The organism is Caballeronia udeis, from assembly GCF_001544555.2.
GTDB lineage: Bacteria > Pseudomonadota > Gammaproteobacteria > Burkholderiales > Burkholderiaceae > Caballeronia > Caballeronia udeis.
Window position 1 is genome coordinate 18,053 of the sequence record NZ_FCOK02000060.1, and the last position, 25,362, is coordinate 43,414.

General features: G+C 62.1%; 20 protein-coding genes. 11 read left to right on the plus strand and 9 right to left on the minus strand.

Annotation, left to right across the window (positions count from 1 at the left end):
• Positions 1–36 precede the first annotated feature (36 nt).
• A complete protein-coding gene (locus AWB69_RS31920; protein ID WP_062090820.1) occupies positions 37–1,284 on the minus strand; it encodes a cell division protein ZipA C-terminal FtsZ-binding domain-containing protein in 1,248 nt (415 codons plus the stop codon).
• 236 nt (positions 1,285–1,520) lie between these two features.
• Entirely contained in the window at positions 1,521–5,036 is a 3,516-nt protein-coding gene (smc, locus tag AWB69_RS31925; RefSeq protein WP_062090821.1) for a chromosome segregation protein SMC, read from the minus strand.
• Positions 5,037–5,542: 506 nt separating this feature from the next.
• On the opposite strand from smc, the gene dapC reads away from it, so the two are divergent.
• The 6 genes from dapC to cls all read left to right on the plus strand — a co-directional run bounded on the left by dapC (position 5,543) and on the right by cls (position 11,643).
• A complete protein-coding gene (gene dapC, locus AWB69_RS31930; protein ID WP_062090822.1) occupies positions 5,543–6,754 on the plus strand; it encodes a succinyldiaminopimelate transaminase in 1,212 nt (403 codons plus the stop codon).
• A gap of 38 nt (positions 6,755–6,792) precedes the next feature.
• Positions 6,793–7,620, plus strand: a complete 828-nt coding sequence (gene dapD / locus AWB69_RS31935) for a 2,3,4,5-tetrahydropyridine-2,6-dicarboxylate N-succinyltransferase (protein ID WP_062090823.1) — start codon at positions 6,793–6,795, stop codon at positions 7,618–7,620.
• Between the two features lie 3 nt (positions 7,621–7,623).
• Positions 7,624–7,986: an ArsC family reductase gene (locus AWB69_RS31940; protein ID WP_062090824.1), complete on the plus strand. Its 363-nt coding sequence runs from the start codon at positions 7,624–7,626 to the stop codon at positions 7,984–7,986.
• A gap of 107 nt (positions 7,987–8,093) precedes the next feature.
• On the plus strand, positions 8,094–9,233 hold the full coding sequence (gene dapE, locus AWB69_RS31945) for a succinyl-diaminopimelate desuccinylase (protein WP_062090825.1): 1,140 nt from the start codon (positions 8,094–8,096) through the stop codon (positions 9,231–9,233).
• 28 nt (positions 9,234–9,261) lie between these two features.
• Positions 9,262–10,146 carry a 50S ribosomal protein L3 N(5)-glutamine methyltransferase gene (gene prmB / locus AWB69_RS31950; RefSeq protein WP_062090826.1) on the plus strand — a complete coding sequence of 295 codons (885 nt, stop codon included), beginning with the start codon at positions 9,262–9,264 and terminating at the stop codon, positions 10,144–10,146.
• A 33-nt stretch (positions 10,147–10,179) separates the two neighbouring features.
• The gene (cls, locus tag AWB69_RS31955) at positions 10,180–11,643 is read left to right on the plus strand and encodes a cardiolipin synthase (RefSeq protein WP_062090827.1); all 1,464 of its coding nucleotides are present in this window, start codon (positions 10,180–10,182) and stop codon (positions 11,641–11,643) included.
• A 6-nt stretch (positions 11,644–11,649) separates the two neighbouring features.
• On the opposite strand, the gene AWB69_RS31960 is transcribed toward cls, so the two are convergent.
• The 4 genes from AWB69_RS31960 to AWB69_RS31975 form a co-directional block, all read right to left on the minus strand.
• On the minus strand, positions 11,650–12,564 hold the full coding sequence (locus AWB69_RS31960; protein WP_197500370.1) for a dihydrodipicolinate synthase family protein: 915 nt from the start codon (positions 12,562–12,564) through the stop codon (positions 11,650–11,652).
• A gap of 25 nt (positions 12,565–12,589) precedes the next feature.
• Complete coding sequence (locus AWB69_RS31965) at positions 12,590–14,302, minus strand: IlvD/Edd family dehydratase (RefSeq protein WP_062090828.1); 1,713 nt, start codon at positions 14,300–14,302, stop codon at positions 12,590–12,592.
• Positions 14,303–14,386: 84 nt separating this feature from the next.
• Positions 14,387–15,184 (minus strand): FadR/GntR family transcriptional regulator, encoded by a 798-nt coding sequence (locus tag AWB69_RS31970; protein ID WP_062090829.1) that lies wholly within the window; start codon positions 15,182–15,184, stop codon positions 14,387–14,389.
• A gap of 366 nt (positions 15,185–15,550) precedes the next feature.
• The gene (locus AWB69_RS31975) at positions 15,551–16,030 is read right to left on the minus strand and encodes a glutathione peroxidase (RefSeq protein WP_062090830.1); all 480 of its coding nucleotides are present in this window, start codon (positions 16,028–16,030) and stop codon (positions 15,551–15,553) included.
• Between the two features lie 156 nt (positions 16,031–16,186).
• On the opposite strand from AWB69_RS31975, the gene AWB69_RS31980 reads away from it, so the two are divergent.
• On the plus strand, positions 16,187–18,130 hold the full coding sequence (locus AWB69_RS31980) for an ATP-binding cassette domain-containing protein (protein ID WP_062090831.1): 1,944 nt from the start codon (positions 16,187–16,189) through the stop codon (positions 18,128–18,130).
• Between the two features lie 21 nt (positions 18,131–18,151).
• Here AWB69_RS31980 and AWB69_RS46215 read toward each other — a convergent pair whose 3' ends face one another.
• From AWB69_RS46215 to alr, 3 genes are all read right to left on the minus strand, one after another.
• The gene (locus AWB69_RS46215; RefSeq protein WP_075644028.1) at positions 18,152–18,415 is read right to left on the minus strand and encodes a DUF2866 domain-containing protein; all 264 of its coding nucleotides are present in this window, start codon (positions 18,413–18,415) and stop codon (positions 18,152–18,154) included.
• Between the two features lie 180 nt (positions 18,416–18,595).
• On the minus strand, positions 18,596–19,984 hold the full coding sequence (gene radA, locus AWB69_RS31990; protein WP_062090833.1) for a DNA repair protein RadA: 1,389 nt from the start codon (positions 19,982–19,984) through the stop codon (positions 18,596–18,598).
• A gap of 53 nt (positions 19,985–20,037) precedes the next feature.
• Complete coding sequence (gene alr / locus AWB69_RS31995; protein WP_062090834.1) at positions 20,038–21,108, minus strand: alanine racemase; 1,071 nt, start codon at positions 21,106–21,108, stop codon at positions 20,038–20,040.
• A gap of 537 nt (positions 21,109–21,645) precedes the next feature.
• Between alr and lplT the strand changes: the two genes are divergently transcribed.
• The 4 genes from lplT to thiD all read left to right on the plus strand — a co-directional run bounded on the left by lplT (position 21,646) and on the right by thiD (position 25,362).
• Positions 21,646–22,953, plus strand: a complete 1,308-nt coding sequence (lplT, locus tag AWB69_RS32000) for a lysophospholipid transporter LplT (protein WP_062090835.1) — start codon at positions 21,646–21,648, stop codon at positions 22,951–22,953.
• 87 nt (positions 22,954–23,040) lie between these two features.
• Positions 23,041–23,913: a hydroxyethylthiazole kinase gene (thiM, locus tag AWB69_RS32005; protein WP_407923066.1), complete on the plus strand. Its 873-nt coding sequence runs from the start codon at positions 23,041–23,043 to the stop codon at positions 23,911–23,913.
• Positions 23,914–23,923: 10 nt separating this feature from the next.
• Entirely contained in the window at positions 23,924–24,550 is a 627-nt protein-coding gene (gene thiE, locus AWB69_RS32010) for a thiamine phosphate synthase (RefSeq protein WP_062090836.1), read from the plus strand.
• A 5-nt stretch (positions 24,551–24,555) separates the two neighbouring features.
• The gene (gene thiD / locus AWB69_RS32015; protein WP_062090852.1) at positions 24,556–25,362 is read left to right on the plus strand and encodes a bifunctional hydroxymethylpyrimidine kinase/phosphomethylpyrimidine kinase; all 807 of its coding nucleotides are present in this window, start codon (positions 24,556–24,558) and stop codon (positions 25,360–25,362) included.

The window sequence follows — 25,362 nt, forward strand, 5'->3', positions numbered from 1 at the left end:
AATCGCTAACTGTCCAACGGCTGCCGCCGTCAGGTCCTACTGGCTGAACAAGCGCCGCGTGGCGGGGGAGCCCGCCGGAATACCGGCCTGTTCGAGCTTCGCGTACAGCGTCATCAACTGCTTTTCAATGGCCAGCAGCGATGATTCCGGCAACGGCCGGCGCTGGTCGTCCACCACGCGCGCCCCAATGCGCTCGGAGAGCGACTTGGCGTAGTCGCACATCAGGCGGAACGGCAGGATGTCTTCATCGGCCACGGGCACGTCCAGCACGAGCGTGATCATCTGGCCGCCCTTGTACGTCAGGTCGTCGCGCAGGAAGTTTGTGTCGCCGAAAAGCAGCATGAACACCGGGTTCTGGCGCGCATCGAGCTTGACGAAACGCGTGCCGTCGCGCGACAGCAGCAAGCCATCCTGCGAGGCCACCGCCTGCACGTAGTTGGCCGACCACGGCGCGCCGTCGGAGAGAATGTTGATCGACAACTGCGCGTCGCACTGAGCCGCGAACGCGTCGAGTTCACGTGCCATGCCGACCGTTTCCAGCATGTCGGGAAACTCGGGCGAACCGTCAATACTGTCGGCGAAACGCTGCACGCCCGTGACGAACTCCGAGAATTCCAGTTCGTTCAGCGGGCCGCCGCGATTGGCCAGTTGCGCCGCTGCGCGCAGCTCTTCATAACGCGCGCCGTTCTTGAGCAGTTCCCAGGTCGTGCCGCCCTCCGGCTTGCCTTCTATGTGCACGGGTTTCGCGCCCGCGCGGCGCAGCTTCTGCGCGCTCGGGATCAGCTTTTCGCCCGCTATGGGGGCGAGCAAACGGATCGGCACCACGCAATCGATCCGCCGGTCCACGATAGCCGGCGGCGCCGATGAAATCGTGGTCGCGGCGGGCAAAACGGGGTGGTCATCGTCGGCGAGGACGGGCGCCACGGGTGACGAATCCGGCTCCGGAAAATCGCCATTGACTGAGGTGGATTCGGCCTGGAGATCGACTGCGGTATCGGCTGGCGCTACCGTAGACAGCGGCGCACCGCCGAAACTCGGCTCCACCCGCGTGTCCGCCGTGTCGCCCTCGCCGCCCATGGCGGGTTCACGCCGCACCGGGCGTGTAGGTTCAATGAACGGCTGCTCCTCGTCGGTGTCGTTGCGCACAAGCGACTCCGCTGCTTCGTCAGGCATCGGGCGCGGCATCTTGCGACGCACCTTGGCGCCCTGCCACGCGTTATAAACCACCACGCCGCCCACCACCACGGCACCGGCTCCAATCAACCCGAGTGTCAACTCGTCCATGCACTCTCCGTCATTCTTTTCAGGTTGCGCTCTCGGCGCGCCTGACGGCGCTATTGAGGCATCCGGCGCTCGATTGAGCACTTGTTGAGCTTACGCTGCGCGATCTGCGCCCCACGCGGTGCGAATGTTGCATCCGGACTGCGTGGGCCACTCCGCGCCTGCGCGCCAGAACCGGCCTCCCAGGCCCGTTCTCCATATTATCTTGCTGTCCGTTCTAAAAACGCCCGGCCAAACGTTCAAGCATTCTGTGCGAAACCCGCCGCGGATTCCATATCCACGGCAACAATCCGCGAAACGCCCTGTTCCTGCATCGTCACGCCAATCAGTTGTTGCGCCATTTCCATTGCGATCTTGTTGTGCGAGATGAAGAGGAACTGTGTCTTCTCCGACATCGCCCGCACCAGGTTCGCAAAGCGTTCCGTGTTGGCGTCGTCGAGTGGCGCGTCCACTTCGTCCAGCAGGCAGAACGGCGCCGGATTCAACTGGAACATCGCAAACACGAGCGCGGTGGCAGTCAGGGCCTTTTCGCCGCCCGACAGCAAGTGAATGGTCGAATTCTTCTTGCCCGGCGGTTGCGCGAGCACCTGCACGCCAGCATCGAGAATTTCGTCGCCGGTCATCACGAGTTTCGCCTGGCCACCGCCGAAAAGACGTGGGAAAAGCTCGCCGAAATGACGGTTCACTTCGTCGAACGTGCCTTGCAGCAACGCCCGCGTTTCCTGGTCGATCTTGTGGATCGCGTCTTCCAGCGTGCCGATGGCGTCATTCAAGTCCGCCGATTGCGCGTCCAGGAACTCCTTGCGCTCGCTGGCTGCGGCGAGTTCGTCGAGCGCGGCCATGTTCACGGCGCCAAGCGCCGCGATCGCATTGTTCAGCCGCGTGACTTCGCCCTGCAGATACGAAGGTTTCAGGTCCGGCGTGAGCTTGGCCTGCAACTCGGCTTCATCGACGCCGGCAGCCGCGAGTTGCTCGATAAACTGCTCGCCGCTGATGCGCGCCGCCTGTTCCTTCAACTGCAATTCGCTGATCTTGTCGCGCAACGGCTGCAGCGAGCGTTCCGCGATGAGCCGCAATTCGTCGGCCTGTCGCAGGCGCGCGGTGAGATCGTCGAGTTCGAGGCGGGCCGAGTGCAACGCCTCTTCCTTGACCGCGCGTAATTCGAGCGCGTCCTGCAAGCCGGTATGCGCGGTCTGTTCGTTGATCGTTTCGAGTTCGGCGCGGGCATCTTCCAGGGCACCGGCCACGCGTTCGCTCTGATCCTTCGCCGTTTCGATGTTGCGTCGGTATTCGTCGATCTTCGCCGCGAGCCCACGCGCCGCGAAGCTGGCGTCGGTGGCCGCGCGCTCGAGGTCGCGCGCTTCCTGGCGGGCGTTGGTCAACGATTCGTCGAGTGCTTCGAACGCCAGTTGATGATCTTCGAAACGCGCCTGCAACTCGGCGAGCTCGCCATCGTGGCGCTCGAAATTCGCCTCCGATTCAGCGCGCAACGCGCGCTGTTCATCGATTTGCGCGGTGATTTCAGCCAGTTCCTCACGGATCTGCGTACTGCGCTGCATGTAGCGCTCGTGCGCCTGCGCGAGCTTCAACACATCCATTTGCAATGCATGGACGCGTTGGGTCGCGCGTTCGGCGGACGAACGGGCATCTCCAAGACTTGCCGATGCCTGCGTATGCGCCGCTTCCGCTCGCACGGCCGCGGCCTTGGCTTCATCGGCGAGCAGGGCTTGTGCGCGCACTTGCTTCGTCAGGTTTTCGATTTCCTGCTGGCGGGCAAGCATGCCGGCCTGTTCGGAGTCGGCAGCGTAAAGCTGCACGCCAACCCGCGTCACCACATGGCCCGCCTTCACCACGTACGCAGCGCCATCCGGCAATTGCGAACGCGAGGCAAGCGCCTGGGCGATGTCATCGGCGACAAAAACGTTACCCAGCCAGTCGGTCAGTACGGCGCGCAGACCCGCGTCATCGATACGAATCAACGCAAGCAGCGGCCGCAAACCAGCGGGAGTTTCCTGCGGCCGACCGGCGTTAGGCGGTGCATAGAACGCCAGTTTGGCCGGCGGAGCGTCGGTCGCGAACGCCTTCACCCAGTCTAGATTCGAAACTTCCAGCGCCGCGATCCGCTCACGCAGAACCGACTCCAGCGCCGTTTCCCAGCCCGCTTCAATGTGAAGCTTTTTCCACAGGCGCGGCAACGAACCGAGTTCGTGTTTATCGAGCCACGGCTGGATCTTGCCTTCGGTCTGGACGTTTTCCTGCAACTGCTTCAACGCCGCAAGCCGCGCTTCAAGCTGGTGAATCTGCGCGCTTTCGGCCTGCACTTTTTCTTGGGCCGCGCGACGCTCGCCATCCAGACGCGGCAGTGTGTCCTGCGCATCGGAGAGACGGGCTTGGGCTTCAGCCAGGATTTCCTCGTGCTCGGCGAGTTGCATGCGCAACTCTTCGAGCTGCGCTTCGTCGGGCGCATCCAGCCCACCCGCTTCGCTTTTCAGGCGTTCGTGACGCTGTTGCAATTGCTGCAGTTGCTGATCGGCATTGCGTTGATGCGCAGCCTCGAGTTTCAACGCTTGTTCAGTCTGCGCGATACCGCCACGCTCGGCGTTCAACTCGGTCTGGGCGTCGCGGAAACGCGCTTCGAGCGCAGGCAGTTCGTCGTGTTTCGCGGCAGCCGTTTCTTGCGCAATAGCAGCCTTTTCCTCACCGATAGCCAATGCCTCTTCGGCATCCGTGATCTCGCCGCGGGCTTTCTCGGCCTGCATCTGCCACTGTTCGCGCTGAGCGCTCAACGCAGCGATCTGCGCCTGCACCCGATTGCGCGATTCCACGATAAAGCGGATCTCCGCCTCGAGCTTGGCCACCTCCGAGTTCGCTTCGTACAGCGCGCCCTGGGCGCCCTGCATGGCGTCGCTCGCGCTGTAGTGCGCCACCCGCAGCGTTTCCAGTTGCGCTTCGACTTCGCGCAGCTTGGCGGTTTGCGCCTCAAGTTCAATCTGCGCGTCGCTGATGGCGCGCTGTTGGCGCTCCGACTCGTTGCCCGCCTCGTTTTTGCGCAACAACCACAGGAGCCGTTGTTTTTCCTCGCCTTCGGCCTGCAGCGTCTTGTATTTGGTCGCGACAATAGCCTGGGCCTCGAGCTTCTCCAGATTTGCGCTCAACTCGCGCACGATGTCTTCCACGCGGGTCAGGTTTTCGCGCGTGTCGTGCAGGCGGTTTTCGGTCTCGCGGCGGCGTTCCTTGTACTTGGACACACCGGCGGCTTCTTCCAGGAACACGCGCAGTTCTTCGGGCTTCGCCTCGATGATCCGCGCGATCATGCCCTGCCCGATGATCGCGTAAGCACGTGGCCCGAGGCCTGTACCCAGGAAGATGTCCTGGATATCGCGGCGGCGGGCCGGCAGATTGTTGATGTAGTAGCTCGAGGTGCCGTCGCGCGTGAGAACGCGCTTGACGGCGATCTCGGCGTAGGTGCCCCACTGGCCGGCAGCGCGGCCGTCGGCGTTATCGAAGATGAGTTCGACGCTGGCGCGGCTGCCGGGCTTGCGCGCCGTGGAGCCGTTGAAGATCACGTCCTGCATCGACTCGCCGCGCAGCTCGGAAGCGCGCGATTCGCCGAGCACCCAGCGCACGGCGTCGATGATGTTGGATTTGCCGCAGCCATTCGGACCCACCACGCCGACAAGCTGGCCTGGGACCTGGAAATGGGTGGGATCGACGAAGGACTTGAAGCCAGCGAGTTTTATCGAGGTCAGACGCACGGCGATATCGCTGATTGAAAAGAATTCGGGAGAACGGGCCGGCGGGCCTCCGAGCCATGATGCTTGTGCGGCAGGAGATAACGACTAACGCCGGTCGAAAACGCTCGGGCGGTGGGTCGAACCCCGTCGGTTCGAAGCGACGGCGCGCAACCCGTGATGCTCTTGCTTGACGGCTTATATATAACCCATAACCCACCTATAACCCACCGCAAGCACACAACCCGGCGAACGATGACAATCATACCATCGCCCGTCTTGAATTCTTTTGGTTTGCTGACACAGGGATTTCCACTCGCAACGGAGGGCCGGCCGGGAGTCTTCCAGGGTTAATGCCGGGGTCGACGCCGGTCGACTCCGGCTTACCGGCGGCGGCAGTTGTCCAATGCCGGCGCACTGCAGGAACCGGCCTTCAGGAAACCCCCTCAAAGAGCCGGCAAACCCAACCAGGGGGCGACGGGGGGCTATAATCCGAGCCTTGCCGTTTCATCGTCCGCCCCGACTTCGCCGTGAATCCACTTCTCCAGAAACTTCAGCCGTATCCATTCGAAAAGCTGCGCGCGCTATTCAAGGGCGTCACGCCGCGCGCGGATCTGGCGCCGATCAGCTTTGGTATTGGCGAGCCGAAACATGCAACGCCGGCGCTGATCCGCGACGCTGTAATCAATGCGATGTCCGGCCTCGCGTCCTATCCCGCCACTGCAGGCAGCGAGCCGTTGCGCCAGGCCATCGCTGACTGGACCAGGCAGCGCTACGACCTGCCCGCCGTCAACGCGGCGACCGAAGTCCTGCCCGTCTCCGGTTCGCGCGAAGCCTTGTTCTCGCTGGCGCAAACCGTGATCGACAGCCGCAGCACCAGTGAACCGCCGGTTGTCGTCTGCCCCAACCCGTTCTATCAGATCTACGAAGGCGCAGCCTTGCTGGCCGGCGCCGAGCCGTACTTCGTGAACAGCAATCCGGCGCGCAATTTCGCCTGCGACTATGCCTCCGTACCCGACGCCGTCTGGGCACGCACGCAACTGCTCTACGTCTGCTCGCCCGGCAACCCGACCGGGGCCGTGCTGACCCTGAAAGACTGGCGCGAGCTATTCGCGCTATCGGATCGGCACGGTTTCGTGATCGCCTCCGACGAATGCTATTCCGAGATCTATTTCAACGAAGCCACGCCGCCTCTCGGCGGCCTGGAAGCCGCGCACAAGCTGGGCCGCGGTTTTGAACGTCTGGTGATGCTCTCCAGCCTCTCGAAGCGCTCGAACGTGCCCGGCATGCGCTCGGGTTTCGTCGCCGGCGATGCATCGATACTCAAGCAATTCCTGCTCTACCGCACCTATCACGGGGCAGCGCTCTCGCCCATGTTCCAGGCGGCGAGTGTCGTGGCGTGGAAAGACGAAGCGCACGTGCGCGACAACCGCGCGCTGTACCTGAAGAAATTCACGACGGTGACGCCCATGCTCGCCGACGTGCTCGATGTCCGCCTGCCCGACGCCGCGTTCTACCTGTGGGCGAACGTGGAGCGCACCGGCCTCGCCGACACCGAGTTCGCCGCCCGCCTTTACGCCGACTATAATGTGACGGTTTTGCCGGGCTCGTATCTGGCACGAGACGCCCACGGCACGAATCCCGGCAGCGGTTTCATTCGTATCGCGCTGGTCGCGGATGTCGACGAATGCGTGGAAGGTGCCCGGCGCATCGTCGAATTCTGCCGCGCGCTGGCGCAGTAAATCCCTCGTTAATCACAGCACTCACTTAAGTCACGACCATGTCGCAACAACTTCAGCAGATCATTGACACCGCCTGGGACAACCGCGCCGAGCTGTCGCCGAAAGCGGCCGCAGCCGAGGTGCGCGACGCCGTCGCTCACGCCATCGAGCAACTCGACAAAGGCCTGTTGCGCGTCGCCGAGAAACGGGACGGCGAATGGGTGGTCAATCAATGGCTGAAGAAAGCGGTATTGCTGTCGTTCCGGCTGGAAGACAACGCACCCATGCCGGCTGGCGGCTACAGCCAGTTCTACGACAAAGTGCCGTCGAAGTTCGCGAACTACACGGCTGAAGATTTCGCTGCGGGCGGCTTTCGCGTCGTGCCGCCGGCCATCGCGCGCCGCGGTTCGTTCATCGCGAAGAACGTGGTGTTGATGCCCTCGTACACGAACATTGGCGCCTATGTGGATGAAGGCACGATGGTGGATACATGGGCTACCGTCGGCTCGTGCGCGCAGATCGGCAAGAACGTGCATTTGTCGGGCGGCGTGGGCATTGGCGGCGTGCTGGAGCCGCTGCAGGCGAACCCGGTGATCATTGAAGACAACTGCTTTATCGGCGCGCGTTCGGAAGTGGTGGAAGGCGTGATCGTGGAGGAGAACTCGGTCATCTCCATGGGCGTGTATCTCGGCCAGAGCACCAAGATTTATGACCGCGAAACCGGTTCGGTGACCTACGGCCGCATTCCGGCGGGCTCGGTGGTGGTCGCGGGCAACCTGCCTTCGAAGGACGGATCGCACAGCCTGTACTGCGCGGTGATCGTGAAGAAGGTGGACGCGAAGACGCGCGCCAAGGTTGGCCTGAACGAGTTGCTGCGAGGCGATTGATCCATGGCCGCGAAAAAGATCGTCGTGTATGGGATTCCGAATTGCGACACCGTGAAAAAAGCACGCGTGTGGCTGGAAGAACATGACGTGCCGTTCGAATTCCACGACTTCAAGAAAGCCGGGGTATCGACGGCCTTGTTGCAGGACTGGTTGAAGGACGTCACGCTCGACGAACTGATCAACCGGCGCGGTACGACCTGGCGCGGCCTGTCGGACACCTACAAGGACGAAGCCGGCTCCACGGCCGGCGCGATCGCGTTGATGATCCACAAGCCGTCGATCATCAAGCGGCCCGTGCTCGTGGTCAACGGCCGCGTGAAATCGCTCGGTTTCGACGCCGACAAGTACGAATCGCTGTTCGTTTAAGGGTTGAGCTTTAAGCACAGCATCGCCCGCCCCCTGATAACGGCGCGCGAGTCCTGATCCCTGCCGGCCGCCGCGCCGGCATTTTTTATTGAAAGTGGCTCGAATCCATGTCCGGCACTCTTCTTCTCTCTGAACAACTCATCGCGCGCGCGTCCGTCACGCCCGACGACCAGGACTGCCAGAACCTGCTGATCGAGCGGTTAGCGGCGATTGGCTTTGAGTGCGAAACGATCGCGTCCGGCGGCGTCACGAATCTCTGGGCCGTGAAACGCGGCACGGACGGCACAGACGGCAAGCTGCTCGTGTTCGCCGGCCACACCGACGTCGTGCCGACCGGTCCGCTGGAACAATGGACCTCTCCGCCATTCGTGCCGACACACCGCGACGGCAAGCTGTACGGTCGCGGCGCGGCTGACATGAAGACGTCGATCGCGGCATTCGTCGTGTCGAGCGAAGAGTTCGTCGCGGCGCACCCGGCACATCGCGGCTCGCTTGCGTTCCTGATCACCAGCGACGAAGAAGGCCCCGCCACCGACGGCACCGTCAAGGTGATCGAAGCTTTGAAAGCGCGCGGCGAGCGGCTGGACTACTGCATTGTCGGGGAGCCCACCTCCAGCGCCACACTCGGCGACATGGTCAAGAACGGCCGGCGCGGTTCCATGTCCGGCAAGTTGGTCGTGAAAGGCGTGCAGGGGCATATTGCTTATCCGCATCTCGCCAGGAACCCGATTCACCTGCTCGCGCCCGCGCTGGCTGAACTGGTCTCCACGCATTGGGACGACGGCAACGAATATTTCCCGCCGACCACGTGGCAAGTGTCCAACCTGCACAGCGGCACGGGCGCGACCAACGTGATCCCGGGTCATATCGAGTTGATGTTCAATTTCCGCTTCTCCACGGCGAGTACGGTGGAAGGACTGCAAAGCCGTGTTCACGCGATCCTCGATAAACACGCGCTGGACTACGATCTCGCGTGGAGCGTCAGCGGCCTGCCGTTTCTCACCCCGCGCGGCACGTTGTCGAACGCGCTGGAACAAGCCATCCTCGATGAAACCGGCGTGCGCACCGAACTGTCTACTACCGGTGGCACCTCGGATGGCCGCTTTATTGCTCGCATCTGCGAACAGGTGGTCGAGTTCGGACCGCCCAACGGCAGCATCCACAAGATCGACGAGCATATCGACATCGCGTTTATCGAACCGTTGAAAAACGTGTACAGGCGCGTGCTCGAGACCTTGCTTGCCTGATCCGACTCACTCTTATAAGGAGCCTGCGATGGCGCTTCCCTTCACCACCGTTCGCGATCTGCTGCGTTTCGCCGTCTCGCGTTTCACCGCGGCAGACTTGTCGTTTGGCCACGGTTCGTCGAATGCATTCGATGAAGCCGCGTACCTCGTGCTGCATACCCTGCACTTGCCGCTCGACACACTCGATCCGTTCCTCGACGCCCGTCTGCTGGACACCGAAATTGACGCCATCATGAAAGTGATCGAGCGCCGCGCGACCGATCGCGTACCGGCGGCGTACATCACGCACGAAGCGTGGATGCACGGGCACCGTTTCTACGTGGATGAGCGCGTGATCGTGCCGCGTTCGTTTATCGGCGAGTTGTTGCAGGATGGCTTGCAGCCCTATGTACAGGACCCCGACGAAGTGTCGCGCGTGCTGGAACTCTGCACGGGCTCCGGCTGCCTCGCGATTCTGGCGGCGCAGGCGTTCCAGAACGCGGACATTGACGCGGTCGACATCTCCGCGCCCGCGCTGGAAGTCGCACATAAGAACGTAGACGATTACGACCTGGATTCGCGTGTCGCGTTGTACGAGGGCGATCTGTTCGCCCCACTGCCCGTTGGCCGCTACGAAGTCATCATCACGAATCCGCCCTACGTCAACGCGCTGGCCATGCAGACCCTGCCCGCTGAATACCGCCACGAGCCGGAACTTGCGCTCGCGGGCGGCGCGGACGGCATGGACATTGTGAAGCGGATCGTAGGCGAAGCGCGCAAGTGGCTGACCGAAGACGGTGTGCTCGTGGTCGAAATCGGCAACGAACGGGCCAATGTGGAAGCTACGCTCGGTGGCCTCGACCTGGTCTGGCTCTCGACCAGCGCCGGCGACGACAACGTATTTCTCATCCAGGCAGCCGACTTGCCGGGCTAACGGCGCAACTCCCGACTTCCAGGCACCGCGTACATGCACTTCGAGTGGCAGGACTGGCTTCATCTCGGCACGTTTGTGATCATCGCCCATTTGCTGGGCGCGGCCGCAGCATGCCACGCAGTGCTCAACACGCGCACCTCGCAAGGCGCGGTCGCGTGGGCCGTGTCGCTGGTCGCCATGCCCTACTTCACGCTGATCCCGTATCTCTTTCTCGGGCGCAGCAAGTTCGCCGGGTATATCGACGCGCGTCGGCTGGAAAACGAGATCCTGCGCAAGAGCACGCACCCGGCGGAATGGAATTTCCCCGATGAAGCCGCCCGCCTGCGCGGCGCGGCAGCAGGGGACCCCGCGGAGTATCTGGGGCATCCGACCATACGCGCGCTGACACGTTTGAGCGGCATGCCGTTCCTGCGCGGCAACTCGGTACGTGTGCTGATCAATGGCGACGCCACGTTCGACGCAATCTTCAAGGCCATCGAGGCCGCGAAGGTCTATGTGATCGTGCAGTTCTTCATTGTCCGCGACGATGAACTCGGCAATAAGCTGAAAGACCTGCTGATCAAAAAAGCGCAGCAAGGCGTGCGGGTCTATTTTCTCTACGACAGTATCGGCAGCTTCGATTTGCCGAAACGCTACGTCGACACCTTGCGCGCGGGCGGCGTGCAGACGCATCCGTTCGCGACCAAGCGCAAGTTCGTCAATCGCTTCCAGATCAACTTTCGCAATCATCGCAAGATCGTGGTGGTTGACGGTGAATGCGCGTTCGTCGGCGGTCACAACGTAGGCGTGGAATATCTCGGCGCGAATCCGCGTTTGTCGCCCTGGCGCGATACCCACATTGAAGTGCGCGGTCCGGCGGTCGCGAGCATCCAGTTCGTGTTCATTGAAGACTGGTACTGGGCAACGCAGCGCATTCCGGAAGTGGAAGCCTCGAAGACATCAGCGCACGACATGAGTTGCCTCGTCCTCGCGAGCGGCCCCGCCGACCATCAGGAAACATGCTCGCTGTTTTTCGTCGAGGCAATCAACGCGGCGCGTTCGCGGATCTGGATCACGACGCCGTATCTGATCCCAGACGAAGCCGTGTTCTCCGCGCTGCGGCTCGCCGTATTGCGCGGCGTGGACGTGCGTATCCTGATTCCGAGCCGCCGCGATCATCGCGTGGTGTTCGCCGCATCGAAACTCTATGCCTATGATGCGCTGCTCGCCGGCGTGAAGATTTATCGATATCGCCCGGGCTTCCTGCATCAGAAAGTGGTGCTCGTGGACGACATGTCCGCCGCCATCGGCAGCGCGAATCTGGACAACCGCTCGTTTCGCCTCAACTTCGAGATCATGGTCCTGACCGTAGACCGGGGTTTTGCCAGCGAAGTCGAGAAAATGCTGCTCGACGACTTCGCGCAGTCATGGGAAATCAGCCGCGACGACTATCTCGGCGCACCCGCGTGGCGCCGCATGACAATGCACGTCGCGCGTTTGTTTTCACCTATTCTTTGACGCGTTTTAACCCGCGTACGGTCCGAGGCTATCGGCGAACCGCCGGGCACATTCCAGTCCGAACGCACTCGGCGCAATGCCGCGGTCGTGCCTGACCTCAAACCCCATTCGCCATGCCGCAATGCGCTTGCCATAGCAGGTAAGCGCGTCGAGCGACTGCATCACGAAAACAATCGCCGGCAACACCTCCTCGTAGTGCCGCTGCGCCGCGGCCGGGTCGTGCGCGAATGCCCGATAGATTTCCACCTGATGATCGAAGCTGTCGGGCGCGACGATCATGCCCGCGCAGCCGGCGCGCAAGTTGTCGAGCAACTCCTGGCCGCCGCGCCCGTTGAAGACCGGCATTGTGCTACCGGCCGCCGCCAGGCAGTCAATGGTCGTACGCAGTACCGTCGCCGCGCCCTCACCCTTCAACCAGCGGAAGTTCGGACATTGCTGAGCCAGTTCGGCCAGCGCTTCCGGCGACAAACCGACGCCCAGATACTCGGGCGCGTTTTGAATGCCCGCGCCTGCCGTGCCGGTCAAACCGTTCATGACGGCGGCGAAGAAATCGAAGTAAAACCGCTCGGGCTCGGTGCGCGTGGATGGCGGTTGCAGGATCAGCCATTGCGCGCCGTATGCCACAGCGCAGTTGCCGAATTCGGTCTGCTCCCGGACAGTGTCGCCGGTGACGGTAACCGCCAGCGGGACGCGAGATGCAATGTCCTCGCGCGCCCAGTTCACAAGCTGCTCGCGCTCAGCACGCGACAGCCGCTGAACCTCGGTTGCAAGCCCCAGTGTCACGATGCCGGGAGCACCCGCGGCAATGGTCCGCTCGACCTGCACGCGCATGGCGTCACGATCAAGCTGGTTGTGTTCATCGAAATAGGCGTAGAGGACCGGCCAGATACCGGCGGGCGAATAGTCGTGTTTCAAAGTCATGTGCATTGAACATGATCTTCGATGTTCAGTGAGAGTCGCGCGGCACGGGTGCGCCGCTCGCGCCGACCAGGAAATCGAGGTCCGCGCCCTCGTCCGCCTGCAGCACGTGATCAACGTAGAGCTTCACATAACCGCGCAGGGGCGACGCCGGCCTGGACCACGCCGCACGCCGCCGTTCAAGCTCTTCATCGGACACTTCCAGATGCAGCCGGCGCGCCTCGACATCGAGTTCGATCATGTCGCCGGTCTGCACGAACGCCAGCGGACCGCCCGCCGCCGCTTCCGGCGACACATGCAACACGACCGCGCCATACGCGGTACCGCTCATCCGGCCATCCGAGATGCGAACCATGTCGGTAATGCCTTTTTGCAGCACTTTTTTCGGCAGCGGCATGTTGCCGACTTCAGCAAAACCCGGATAACCCTTCGGCCCCGCGCCCTTCAACACCATCACGCAATGCTCGTCGATATCGAGCGTTTCGTCGTCCACCTTCGCGTGCAACTCCTCCACGGTCTCGAACACAACCGCGCGGCCGCGATGTTTCAGCAAATGTTGCGTTGCCGCCGATGGTTTGATCACCGCGCCATTCGGCGCAAGATTTCCCCTCAGCACGGCGATACCGGCCCTGGGCTTGAACGGCGCCGCAAACAGCGTGATGACTTTTTCGTCGTCATTGCGGGCACCGGACACGTTGTCCCAGATCGTCTTGCCGTTCACGGTCAGCGCGTCCTTGTGCAGCAGGCCTTGTTCGCCAAGCTGCTTCAGCACGGCCGGCAAGCCACCCGCGTAGTAGAAGTCCTCCATCAGGTATTCGCCCGACGGCTGGAGATTCACGAGGCACGGAACGTCCGAACCCAGATCCCAGTCGTCGAGCGTCAACGGCACGCCAATGCGCCTGGCGAGCGCAATCAGGTGCACCACCGCGTTGGTCGATCCGCCAATCGCGGCATTCGTGCGAATCGCGTTCTCGAAGGCTTCGCGCGTGAGGATGCGGTCCATGGTGAGGTCTTCGTGCACCATGTCGACAATACGCCGGCCAGCCATATGCGCCAGCACCTGACGGCGGGCATCGACGGCGGGAATGGCTGCGTTATGCGGCAAGCCCATGCCCAGCGCTTCGACCATCGACGCCATGGTGGAGGCCGTGCCCATCGTCATGCAATGTCCTCGCGAACGGTTCATGCACGACTCGGCTTCAGTGAATTCCTCTTGCGTCATGGTGCCTGCGCGCACTTCCTCCGACATCTGCCAGACGCCCGTGCCCGAGCCGATAGGCTTGCCGCGATACCGGCCGTTCAGCATCGGTCCGCCAGATACAGCAAGCGCGGGCAGGTTGCACGACGCCGCGCCCATCAGCAGCGCGGGCGTGGTCTTGTCGCAGCCGACAAGCAGGATCACGCCGTCAAGCGGATTGCCGCGAATGGATTCCTCCACATCCATGGATGCCAGATTGCGAAACAGCATGGCGGTCGGTCTAAGGTTCGACTCGCCGAGGGACATCACCGGGAATTCGAGCGGCAGCCCGCCCGCCTCGCGAACACCGCGTTTCACGTACTCGGCCAGCTCGCGGAAATGAGCGTTGCACGGCGTCAGTTCCGACCAGGTATTGCAGATGCCGATGACCGGACGGCCATCGAAATTGTCGTGAGGAATGCCTTGGTTTTTCATCCACGAGCGATGAATGAAACCATCCTTGCCGTGTGTCCCGAACCATTGTTGCGAGCGAAGTTTGCGCATGTCCTTGTCTCCGGGCGAAGGGCCGTTGGGGTTGTTGCAGGTTGTTGTGGCGGATGGGCGTGCCGGTTCAGCGACTGCGCACGACTACCCAATGTCCTGTTCTCGCGAGTCCACCTGGCTGGTCACCTGATCGCCGGCTGCAACCGCGGCACGCACCGCGACCTTCTCCAGCACATTGAAGTCACGTTGCGTCGCGAGCAGCAACCGCGTCATTGCCGCGTGCGCCTCTGCGGGCTGGCGGCGCCGGATCGCATCGAACACTGCACGATGCTGTTCCAGCGATGCCTGCGCCGATAGCGCTTGCCCACCGGTCAGGCGAATTCCCGCGTCCAGCGCAGCCCGGACCGTGCCGATCAATTGCGTGAAAACCCAATTCCCGGCCGCCTCGATAATGCCCGCGTGAAAAGCAACGTCCGCTGCCGCCCAGCCCGCGCCGCGCGTACCGTCCGCCTCGCTTGCCATTGCGTTGAGCGACGCTTCGATACGAACCAGGTGATCCTCGGACGCTCGTGCTGCGGCGAGCTCGGCGGCACCTGGCTCGATCAACAGACGCGCTTCGACGAGCGCCAGAAAAAAAGACACATCCTCCACGCGCAATACCGCGACGCCCAACACCGATGCGTCCAGCAACTTCCACGATTCGCGCGCTAGAACGGTCGCGCCCTTGCGCCGTCTGCTCTCGATCAGGCCGAGTGACGCGAGCTTCTGCATCGCCTCCCGCGCCGCCGTCCGGCTCACGCCATGCGCGGCGGCGAGTTCCATTTCGTTCGGCAAGCTCGCGCCGACCGGGTAGGCGCCCGAGAGAATCGCATCGACGAGGTGGACGACAATCGCCTCATGAAGCTTCGTCATGGTCGGCGAGGCTGCGTTTTCTGATTTCATCGAAGCGGCGGGCTCATGTCAGTCGAAAAACTAAATCATACATAATCGTCGGCAAAAAGCCGAATATGTACGACATAATTTCACACTCACCCAAGGTCACCGGGAGCCGTTGTCGGTCGTGAGTCAGCCGTGACAGGCTGTCCAGAGGGTCGCGGAGCCTCATTGCCGGCGACTCACACAGAAGCCCGTGGCGCTCGATACAGACGTGCGGAGAGAGCCCAGGCGCTTGCCCGCGAACTCGCGGTGAATAGCATGTAGATCGGCGACGCCCGGCCGGACGCCGCGGTCAGAAACGCGGGAGTAAGGTCTTCAGCACAACCGGTGACCTATGCCCGCGCGAATAAACCAGATAGTGGAATTCAGCCGTCAGAGCAACTTTTCGATATCACTGGAAAGCGCGTCCGGTTTCGTCACTGAGCCGAACCGGGTGATCACGTTGCCTTCCTTGTCGACCAGGAACTTGGTGAAGTTCCACTTGATGCCCTCGGTCCCGAGCACGCCCGGCGCCTCTTCGGTCAGATAGCGGAACAGCGGATGCGCATTCGCCCCGTTCACGTCGATCTTCGCAAACATGGGAAACGTAACGCCGTAGTTCTGCTCGCAAAAGCTGCCAATTTGAGCCGCATCGCCGGGTTCCTGCTTGCCGAACTGGTTGCACGGGAAACCCAGCACCGCAAAGCCGCGCTCTGCGTAACGTTCGTACAACTCCTGCAAACCCTTGTACTGCGGCGTGAATCCGCACTCGCTCGCGGTGTTCACGATCAACAGTACCTTGCCCTGGTAGCTCTCCATGCTGACGGTTTCGCCGCCGAGTGTTTCCGCTGAAAACGAGTAGATAGGGTTCATTCGATGCTCCGCTTGAAAAAATCCAGTCTAAGCGAAACACGGGTCAAAAAACATCTGGCCGAACGGCCAACGGCGCGCCAACGTCGATGAGCCGGCGGCGACCACCCGCGCCGGTCTAAAATAGCGTTTTCCCGTACTTGCCTGGGTCTCCACGCCGTGATTCGCTTCAACCAGTTCAGCCTTGCCCGCGGCATCAAACCGCTCTTCGAACAGATTACGTTCGCGCTCAATCCTGGCGAAAAGGCGGGGCTCATCGGCGCTAACGGCGCGGGGAAGTCCACGCTCTTCTCCGTGCTGCGCGGCGATCTGCACGCCGACGGTGGCGATTTCTCGATGCCGCCGTCGTGGCAAATCGCGCACGTCGCGCAGGAAACGCCGGCCGTGGACCGCACCGCGCTCGACTACACGCTCGACGGCGACACGCAATTACGGCGCATAGAAGCGCGGATTGCGGCGGCATCGGCCGCTCACGACGGCGCCGCTGAAGCCGACGCGCACGCCGCCTTCGCCGACGCCGACGGTTACACCGCCCCCGCCCGTGCCGAAACCCTGCTGATCGGCCTGGGCTTCACGCTCGCGCAAACGAAAGAACCGGTGACGAGCTTCTCCGGCGGGTGGCGCATGCGCCTGAACCTGGCGCAGGCGCTGATGTGCCGTTCGGACTTGCTGCTGCTCGATGAACCAACGAACCACCTGGATCTCGATGCCATCGTGTGGCTGGAAGACTGGCTGCATCGTTATCCGGGAACGCTGATCGTGATCTCGCACGATCGTGAATTCCTCGATTCCGCCTGCAACGTGACGCTGCATCTGGAGAACCGGCAAATCAAGCGGTACGGCGGCAATTACAGCCAGTTCGAAATCCTGCGCGCACAGCAGATCGCGTTGCAACAGAGCGCGTACGAGAAACAGCAAAAGACGGTGGAGCATTTGCAAAGCTTCATCAACCGATTCAAGGCGCAGGCGACCAAGGCAAAGCAGGCGCAAAGCCGCGTGAAAGCTTTGGAGCGCATGGAGATCATCGCGCCGGCGCATGCGTCTTCGCCGTTCACGTTCGAGTTCCGCACGCCCGATGCCGCACCGAACCCGATGATGGTAATGGACGCCGTGCGCTGCGGTTATCACACGGAAGCAGGTGAAGTGCCGATCGTGGAAGGGGTCACACTGTCCATCCAGAACGGTCAGCGAATCGGCCTGCTAGGTGCAAACGGCCAGGGGAAATCGACACTCATCAAGACGCTGGCGGGCACGCTTGAAGCGTTGAGCGGGACGGTGCGTGAAGGCAAGGGCCTGCGGATTGGCTATTTCGCGCAGCATCAACTCGAAACGCTGCGTCCGGATGACTCCGCGCTCCAGCACGTCGCGCGCCTTGCTCCGGACACGCGCGAACAGGAATTACGCGATTTCCTCGGTGGGTTCAATTTTTCCGGTGAGATGGCAACCGCGAAGATCGCGCCGTTTTCCGGCGGAGAAAAGGCACGGCTCGCGCTTGCGCTGATCATCTGGCAAAAGCCCAATTTGCTGCTGCTCGACGAACCGACGAATCATCTGGATCTTGAAACGCGTCACGCGCTGACTATGGCGCTCGCGCAATTCGAAGGCACGCTGATCCTGGTGTCGCACGATCGCCATTTGCTGCGCGCCACCACGGATAATTTCATGCTCGTGGCCAAACATCGGCTGCAGCCGTTCGACGGCGATCTCGACGATTATCGCGACTGGTTGCTGCAGCACGCGGCCGAGCAGCGAGCGGCGGCCAAGGAGATGGGCGGCAATGGCAATGGTTCAGCGGACGATTCGCTGGAATCGGGGCAGAACCGCAAGGAGCAGCGTCGTCAGGAAGCACAAGAGCGGCAGAAGCTCTCGCATTTGAAAAAGCCGCTGCAATCGCGGATTTCAAAGATCGAGAAGGAGATGGACAAGCTGAATGCCGAGAAAGCCCAACTCGATATTTTCGTGGCCGACGCCGCCAGCTACGAGCCCGCCATGAAGACGAAACTCACGGAATCGATTCGTCGCCAGGCCGATGTGAACGGTCAATTGGAAGCGCTCGAAGCGCAATGGCTCGAGGCGCACGAGGAGCTGGAACAGATTGGCTGAACGCCCGCTGCTCAACCAGCCTTAACGCCTGGGCAGGGTTTGCCGCGGCATTCCTTCGTCGTCGACCAGTACGTGTTTGCGTCCCTTGACGTGGCGCCGAATGGTCGCCACTACCTCGTCTTCGGTCACGTCTTCGGCCACTACACGACGCGATATCTGCCCTTCTGCGTCGATCCACTCCACGATCCGGCATCCGCCGCCCCATGGCTGCTGAATAGGCGCGGATACGCGGCAGCCGCGCAGATGGAATGAAGGGCGAGACAAAGTTTGATCTGCGTGTTTCAAGGCGTGGTCCTTTTTCCTTTTGCGCTCGTATCCGGGTTTGTCGCGATACAAGGATAGAAAAAGCCCGCCCCGCGTGGGTTACATGAACCTCGCAGTTTTTTACATCACATTACTAAGGGACGGATCGGCGACGCCCTCGCGGCGTGCCCCCTCGCGACCCCGACGCCGCAGTGAATGGCCTCAGGCCAGCGAACGCACCCGGTCGATCGCCTCGTCAATCCGGTCGACCGCGATCACTTCCAGCCCGTCGATAGGCTGCTTCGGCGCATTCGCCTTTGGAATCAGCGCGATCGAAAAGCCCAGTTTCGCGGCCTCCTTCAGGCGGTCCTGGCCTCGCGGCGACGGCCTGATTTCACCCGCCAGCCCGACTTCACCGAACACGATCAAACCCTTGGGCAACGCCTTGTTACGCATCGACGAATGGATCGCGAGCAGCACGGCGAGATCGGCCGCGGGTTCCGTAATCTTCACGCCGCCCACGGCATTCAGGAATACGTCCTGATCGAAGCACGCAATGCCCGCGTGCCGATGCAACACGGCCAGCAGCAATGCAAGCCGGTTCTGTTCGAGCCCCACGGCAAGACGGCGCGGATTCGGGACATGCGCAGTGTCGACCAGCGCCTGCACTTCCACCAGCAGCGGCCGCGAACCTTCCTGCGTCACCAGCACGCACGAACCCGGGACGCTCTGCTCATGCTGCGATAAAAACAGCGCCGATGGATTCGCGACGCCGCGCAAACCGCGCTCGGTCATCGCGAATACGCCGAGTTCGTTCACCGCGCCGAAGCGATTCTTGAACGCGCGCACGAGGCGAAACGATGAATGGGTATCGCCTTCGAAGTACAGCACCGTATCCACGATATGCTCAAGCACGCGCGGCCCGGCGAGATTGCCCTCTTTTGTCACGTGGCCGACCATGATGATGGTCGTACCCGTCTGCTTCGCGATCCGCGTCAGTTGCGCCGCGCATTCACGCACCTGCGCAACCGACCCCGGCGCGGAGGTCAGCGCTTCGGAGTAAACGGTCTGGATTGAATCGATGACGGCAACTTCCGGCCTCTCGGTATCGATAGTTGCCTGGATTCGCTCGAGCTGGATTTCCGCCAGCAAGCGCAAATCGGGCGCTGCGTTGCCGGAATCGCCGAGCAGGCCGAGCCGCTGTGCGCGCAACGCGATCTGCGCGCCGGACTCTTCGCCGCTGATATAGAGCGCGGGCCGCTCGCGGGCGATCTCCGCCAGCGATTGCAGCAGAAGCGTAGATTTCCCGATGCCCGGGTCACCGCCGATCAGCACCACGCCGCCGGCCACCAGGCCACCGCCCAGCACCCGGTCGAATTCACCAATGCCCGTGGTAAAGCGCGGCACATCCGACGCTTCGATCTCGGACAAGCGCTGCACCGGCGAGGTCTTCGCCAGTGCTTGAAAGCGATGCGCCGACGGCGATTCCGCCACCGACTCGACCAGCGTATTCCACGCTCCGCATGCGGTACATTGGCCTTGCCATTTCGGCGCCTGGCCGCCGCATTCGGTACATACGTACAGTGTCTTGACCTTCGCTACTTTCGCCACTCGCCTTCCTGAATTCCTTCGTTACCTATCCAGATACTCAACGCAATCCCGCTCTACTCCGCCCGCATTGGCACACGCGGCGCGACCGCGCACATCAACTCATAGCCGATCGTGCCGCACGCTGCCGCGACATCATCGATTGGCAATTTCGTGCCCCACAACTCCACGGGGGCACCGATCCCGGCAGTTGGGACCGGAGTCAGATCGACCGTCAGCATGTCCATGGAGACGCGGCCGACAACCCGCGTCAGCACGCCATCGACGATAACCGGCGTGCCTTCAGGCGCCACTCGAGGATAACCGTCCGCATAACCGCACGCCACTACGCCGATCCGCATAGGACCTGTAGCCGAGAACACCGAACCATAGCCGACCGAGTGACCCGCCGGCACCGTCTGCACCCCGATCAACTCGGACGCGAGCGTCATGGCGGGCTTCAATCCCGTGCTGGCGATATCCGCCGTTTTGCCCGACGGCGAAGCGCCGTACAAAATGATGCCGGGCCGCACCCAGTCGAAATGCGAAGCCGCATGCCAGAGCGTTGCCGCCGAGTTCGCGAGGCTGCGCGCGCCCGCGATGCCTTCGGCACCGCGCTCGAACGCTTCGAGTTGATGGTCGATCCCGCGCGGACCGTCGGCATCCGAGAAATGGGTCATCAGCGTGATCTGGCCAACTCCCTGCACTGCTCGCGCGCGTTCCCACGCTGCCCGGAAGCGCTCCGGTGTATAACCCAGCCGGTTCATGCCGCTGTTCATTTTCAACTGGATATTCACCGGCTTCGACAATCGCGCCATTTCCAGCATCCGCAACTGTTCATCGCAATGCACTGCCGTGGTCAGGCTATAGCGATCGATCACATCGATATCCGTCGGACGGAAAAAACCTTCCAGCAGCAGGATGGGCCCGGCCCAGCCCAGCTCACGCAACTTGACCGCTTCTTCGAGGTCGAGAAGACCGAAGCCGTCGGTGGCGCGCAATCCGGGGAACGCTCGCGCCACGCCGTGACCATACGCGTTGGCCTTGACCACAGCCCATATCTTGGATTTCGGCGCGTGACGGCGTGCGACGGCGAGATTGTTGGCGAGTGCTGCGGTGTGGATCGTGGCGGATATGGGGCGCGGCATGGGAGTTCGGTTGGAAAAAGCGGTGATTATGCGAGAGCGGCCGCAGCTTGACAGTGAGTTGCCTGAAGGTTGCCCGAAGGTTGCCCGAAGGCTGCGTTTCAAATCCGGCACGGTGGCAGCCGATCGTGCCCTATTGCTGCCCTGTTCATGATCATTCGGGAACGTTACGAGGCTGCTCGGATCCGATCAGTCAGCCATCAATCATTGCATATGATGGCCGCTTGATAAGAGACCGTGCACGCGGTGATAAATTCGAAAATACACGATAGCCAGGCCAATAGCTGAATCAGTACCCGAATCAATACCTTATCACCACCTTGCAGACCGTTGACGTTCCGGCCTGAACGTCTGCGAATTGTCATGCAGGTTACTGCCAGGCAGAATGCGCCTATTTTCGTGTTATAAAGCCGTGCACACAACCCATTTCGAACAGAAATTGCCTGAACGGGAGCCTGAGCGCAAACCCGGACGCGAGAGACGAACGCGCCGTGTGCGAGCGGGGCGGATTACCCGCAGTGCGGACTAGCATCGGATCAGATGAAAAAAGGTTTTTACACCATCATGGCCGCGCAGTTTTTCTCGTCGCTGGCCGACAACGCCCTTCTGATCGCTGCGATCGCACTGCTGAAAGATCTTCACGCTCCGAACTGGATGACACCGCTGCTCAAGCTGTTTTTTGTGCTGTCATACGTTGTTCTGGCCGCTTTCGTCGGTGCCTTCGCAGACTCGAGACCGAAGGGCCACGTGATGTTCGTCACCAACTCGATCAAGGTCGTCGGCTGCCTGACCATGCTGGTCGGTGCGCATCCGTTGCTCGCCTACGGCATTGTCGGATTCGGCGCCGCTGCGTATTCGCCCGCGAAATACGGCATTCTCACGGAGCTCTTGCCCGCCGACCGCCTGGTCGCGGCGAACGGCTGGATCGAGGGCACGACAGTGGGCTCGATCATCCTAGGCACCGTCATGGGCGGTGCGTTGATCAGTCCGCACATTGCCTCGCACATTCTTCAGTTGCATATCCCCAAGGTCAATACCCCCGCCGAAGCCGCGATGCTCGTGATCGTGCTCATGTACATTGTCGCGGCCCTCTTCAATCTGCGGATTCCCGACACCGGCGCGCGTTATCCGAAGCAGGAACATCGCCCGCTCAAACTGATCACCGATTTCGCCGATTGTTTCAACGTGCTCTGGCACGACAAGCTCGGCCAGATCTCGCTTGCCGTGACCACGCTGTTCTGGGGCGCTGGTGCGACGTTGCAGTTCATCGTGCTCAAGTGGGCCGAAGTGTCGCTCGGCATGTCGTTGTCGGAGGCCGCCATCCTGCAGGCGATCATCGCGGTCGGCGTGGCGGTAGGCGCTATCCTTGCCGCCGCGCGCGTGCCGCTGAAAAAATCGCTGTCCGTGCTGCCGGTCGGGATTGTGATGGGCATCGCGGTGATGCTGCTCGCGTTTTATTCGAGGCATCTGTTCCCTGTGCACTGGGGCATCTATTTCGGCCGCATGCATCTTCCGGGATATCTGATCTGCGCGTATATCTTCCTGATGATTGTCGGCGGGCTGTCGGGCTTTTTCGTCGTGCCGATGAATGCGCTGTTGCAGCATCGTGGTCACGTGCTGTTGTCCGCGGGTCACTCTATTGCGGTGCAAAATTTTAACGAGAACCTGTCGGTGCTCGTGATGTTGTGCCTGTATGCCGTGCTCGTCTGGCTCGACGTGCCGATTCAATTCGTGATCGTGTTGTTCGGCACCTTCGTCTGCCTGATGATGTACTTCGTGATGCGGCGGCATCAGGCCAATCAGCGCGCCTTCGATTCAGTCGCGCTGATTGGTGAATCAAGGCATTGAGCGCGGGCTTTGCGGGTGTCCAGAGCGTGTGAATCGCGCCTGAGCGGAATAAACCAAGATAACCAAAGCCTGAAACCACCCCGGGCATTGAACCGCCCGGCGCGCGATAATCCCGCTTATTACCCTTTTCTTCACACCCTGCCCATGCTCGCCGCCGATCTCTTTTCGTTCGCCGTGCGTGTGCGCGAACGCGCGCCGCTGGTCCATTGCCTGACGAATCTCGTCGTCACGAACTTCACGGCTAACGTGCTGCTCGCGCTGGGCGCCGCACCCGCAATGGTCGTCGCCCGCGAGGAAGTAGGCGAATTCGTGCCGCTGGCCAACGCGGTATCGGTGAATCTGGGTACGCTCGATTTGCCGCAAAGCAAGGCTATCCGCGCCGCCGTTGACGCAGCCAATCGATCACATAAACCGTGGGTGCTCGATCCCGTCGCGGTCGGCCCGTTGAGTTTTCGCACCGCATTCGCATTCGATCTGCTCGATGCGCATCCGGCCGTGATTCGCGGCAACGCATCGGAGATCATCAGCTTGTCGGGAGGTGAATCGAGCGCACGCGGCGTCGACAGCACCGCTCTCGCCGAAGCCGCGCTCGACGCAGCCCAGGTTCTCGCGCTGAATACGGGCGCCGTGGTCGCCGTCACAGGTCAAACCGATTACGTCACCGACGGCCGCCGGATAGTCGCGTTATCGAATGGATCACCGTTGATGACCCGCGTGACCGGCGTAGGCTGTGCGTTATCGGCGACGGTCGCGGCATTTGTGGGCGTGGCTGAAGCCGATGACTTGTGGGCCGCGACCGCCGCCGCGATCGCTTATTCGAGCATTGCGGGAGAACTGGCGTCGCGCGACGCCGCGTTGCCCGGCAGTTTCGCGGTCGCCTATCTCGACCGGCTGGCATCGCTCGATGCAAACCTGTTCGCCGCCACGCTCGTGTCGCGTGAGCTCGCGCCCGGTGCGTGATGAAGCCCGGATGAACCTCGATCTCGCGCTGTATCTTGTCCTCGATCCCGTCCAGTGCGGCGGCCATGCACGCGCGCTCGATGTGACGCGGGCCGCGCTCGATGGCGGCGTCACGATCGTGCAACTGCGTGCGCCTGAATGGCACAAACGCGCGTGGCTCAACCTCGCGCTCGACTTGCTGCCGCTGACACGCCGGCATGGGGTGCCGCTCATCATCAACGACCATGTGGATGTCGCGCTCGCGGCCGGTGCCGATGGCGTGCATATCGGCCAGAAGGACTTGCCGCCGGATGTCGCACGGACGTTGCTTGGAACGCGGGCGCTGATCGGATTGTCGGTATCCAATGACATGCAGGTCGAGCACGCCAACACGCTGGGCGCGACGATCGATTACGTCGGCGTAGGGCCGGTATTCGATACCCCGACCAAGCCGGATGCGTCGGCGGCGTGCGGTATCGACGGACTCGCCGCGCTGTGCTCGCGTTCCATGCATCCGACTGTGGCTATCGGCGGAATCCAGCTGCACAACGCCGCCGATGTCAAACGCGCGGGGCCGGGCGGTATCGCGGTGGTATCGGCTATCTGCACCGCTGCCGACCCGCATCTCGCCGCGCGACAATTGCTTGAATCCTCTTGAAGACCATGACCCATCCAATCCCCAACGTCCTCACCATCGCCGGCTCCGACTCCGGCGGCGGCGCGGGCATCCAGGCCGACCTCAAGGCGTTCTCGGCGCTCGGCGCTTACGGTTTGTCCGTCATTACGGCGCTCACCGCGCAGAACACGCGCGGCGTGACGGCCATTCATACGCCCGACGCGTCGTTCGTTACTGCCCAGCTTGACGCCGTTTTCGACGATATCCGCATCGATGCAGTGAAGATCGGCATGCTCGCCAATGCCGACGTCGTGCGCGCGGTAGCGGCCGCGTTGAGCCGGTATCGGCCCCTGCATGTGGTGCTTGATACGGTGATGATTTCCAAGAGCAATCACGCGTTGCTCGCGCCGGACGCCGTGGCGGCGTTGCGCGATGAACTGCTGCCGCTCGCGACGCTGATCACGCCAAACTTGCCGGAAGCCGCTGCATTGCTGAACGTGGCCGCAGCCGAAGATGAAGACGCAATGGTGCGCCAGGGCGAAGCGCTGCGAGCGTTGGGCGCGCGGGCGGTGTTGATGAAGGGCGGCCACCTGAGTTCCGCCGATAGCCCCGACTGGCTAATCAAGGACAGCGGTGCGCTGCGGCTCGGCGGGCCACGCGTGCCGTTGAAGAACACGCATGGGACCGGGTGCACGTTGTCATCATCGATAGCGGCGCTGCTGCCCCAACGCGATTCGCTCGCTACCGCTACCGCCGATGCCAAGCTCTATCTGACCGGCGCAATCGAACAGAGTACGCGGCTGGAAGTCGGGCACGGGGTTGGCCCGGTGCATCATTTTTTCAGGTGGTGGTGA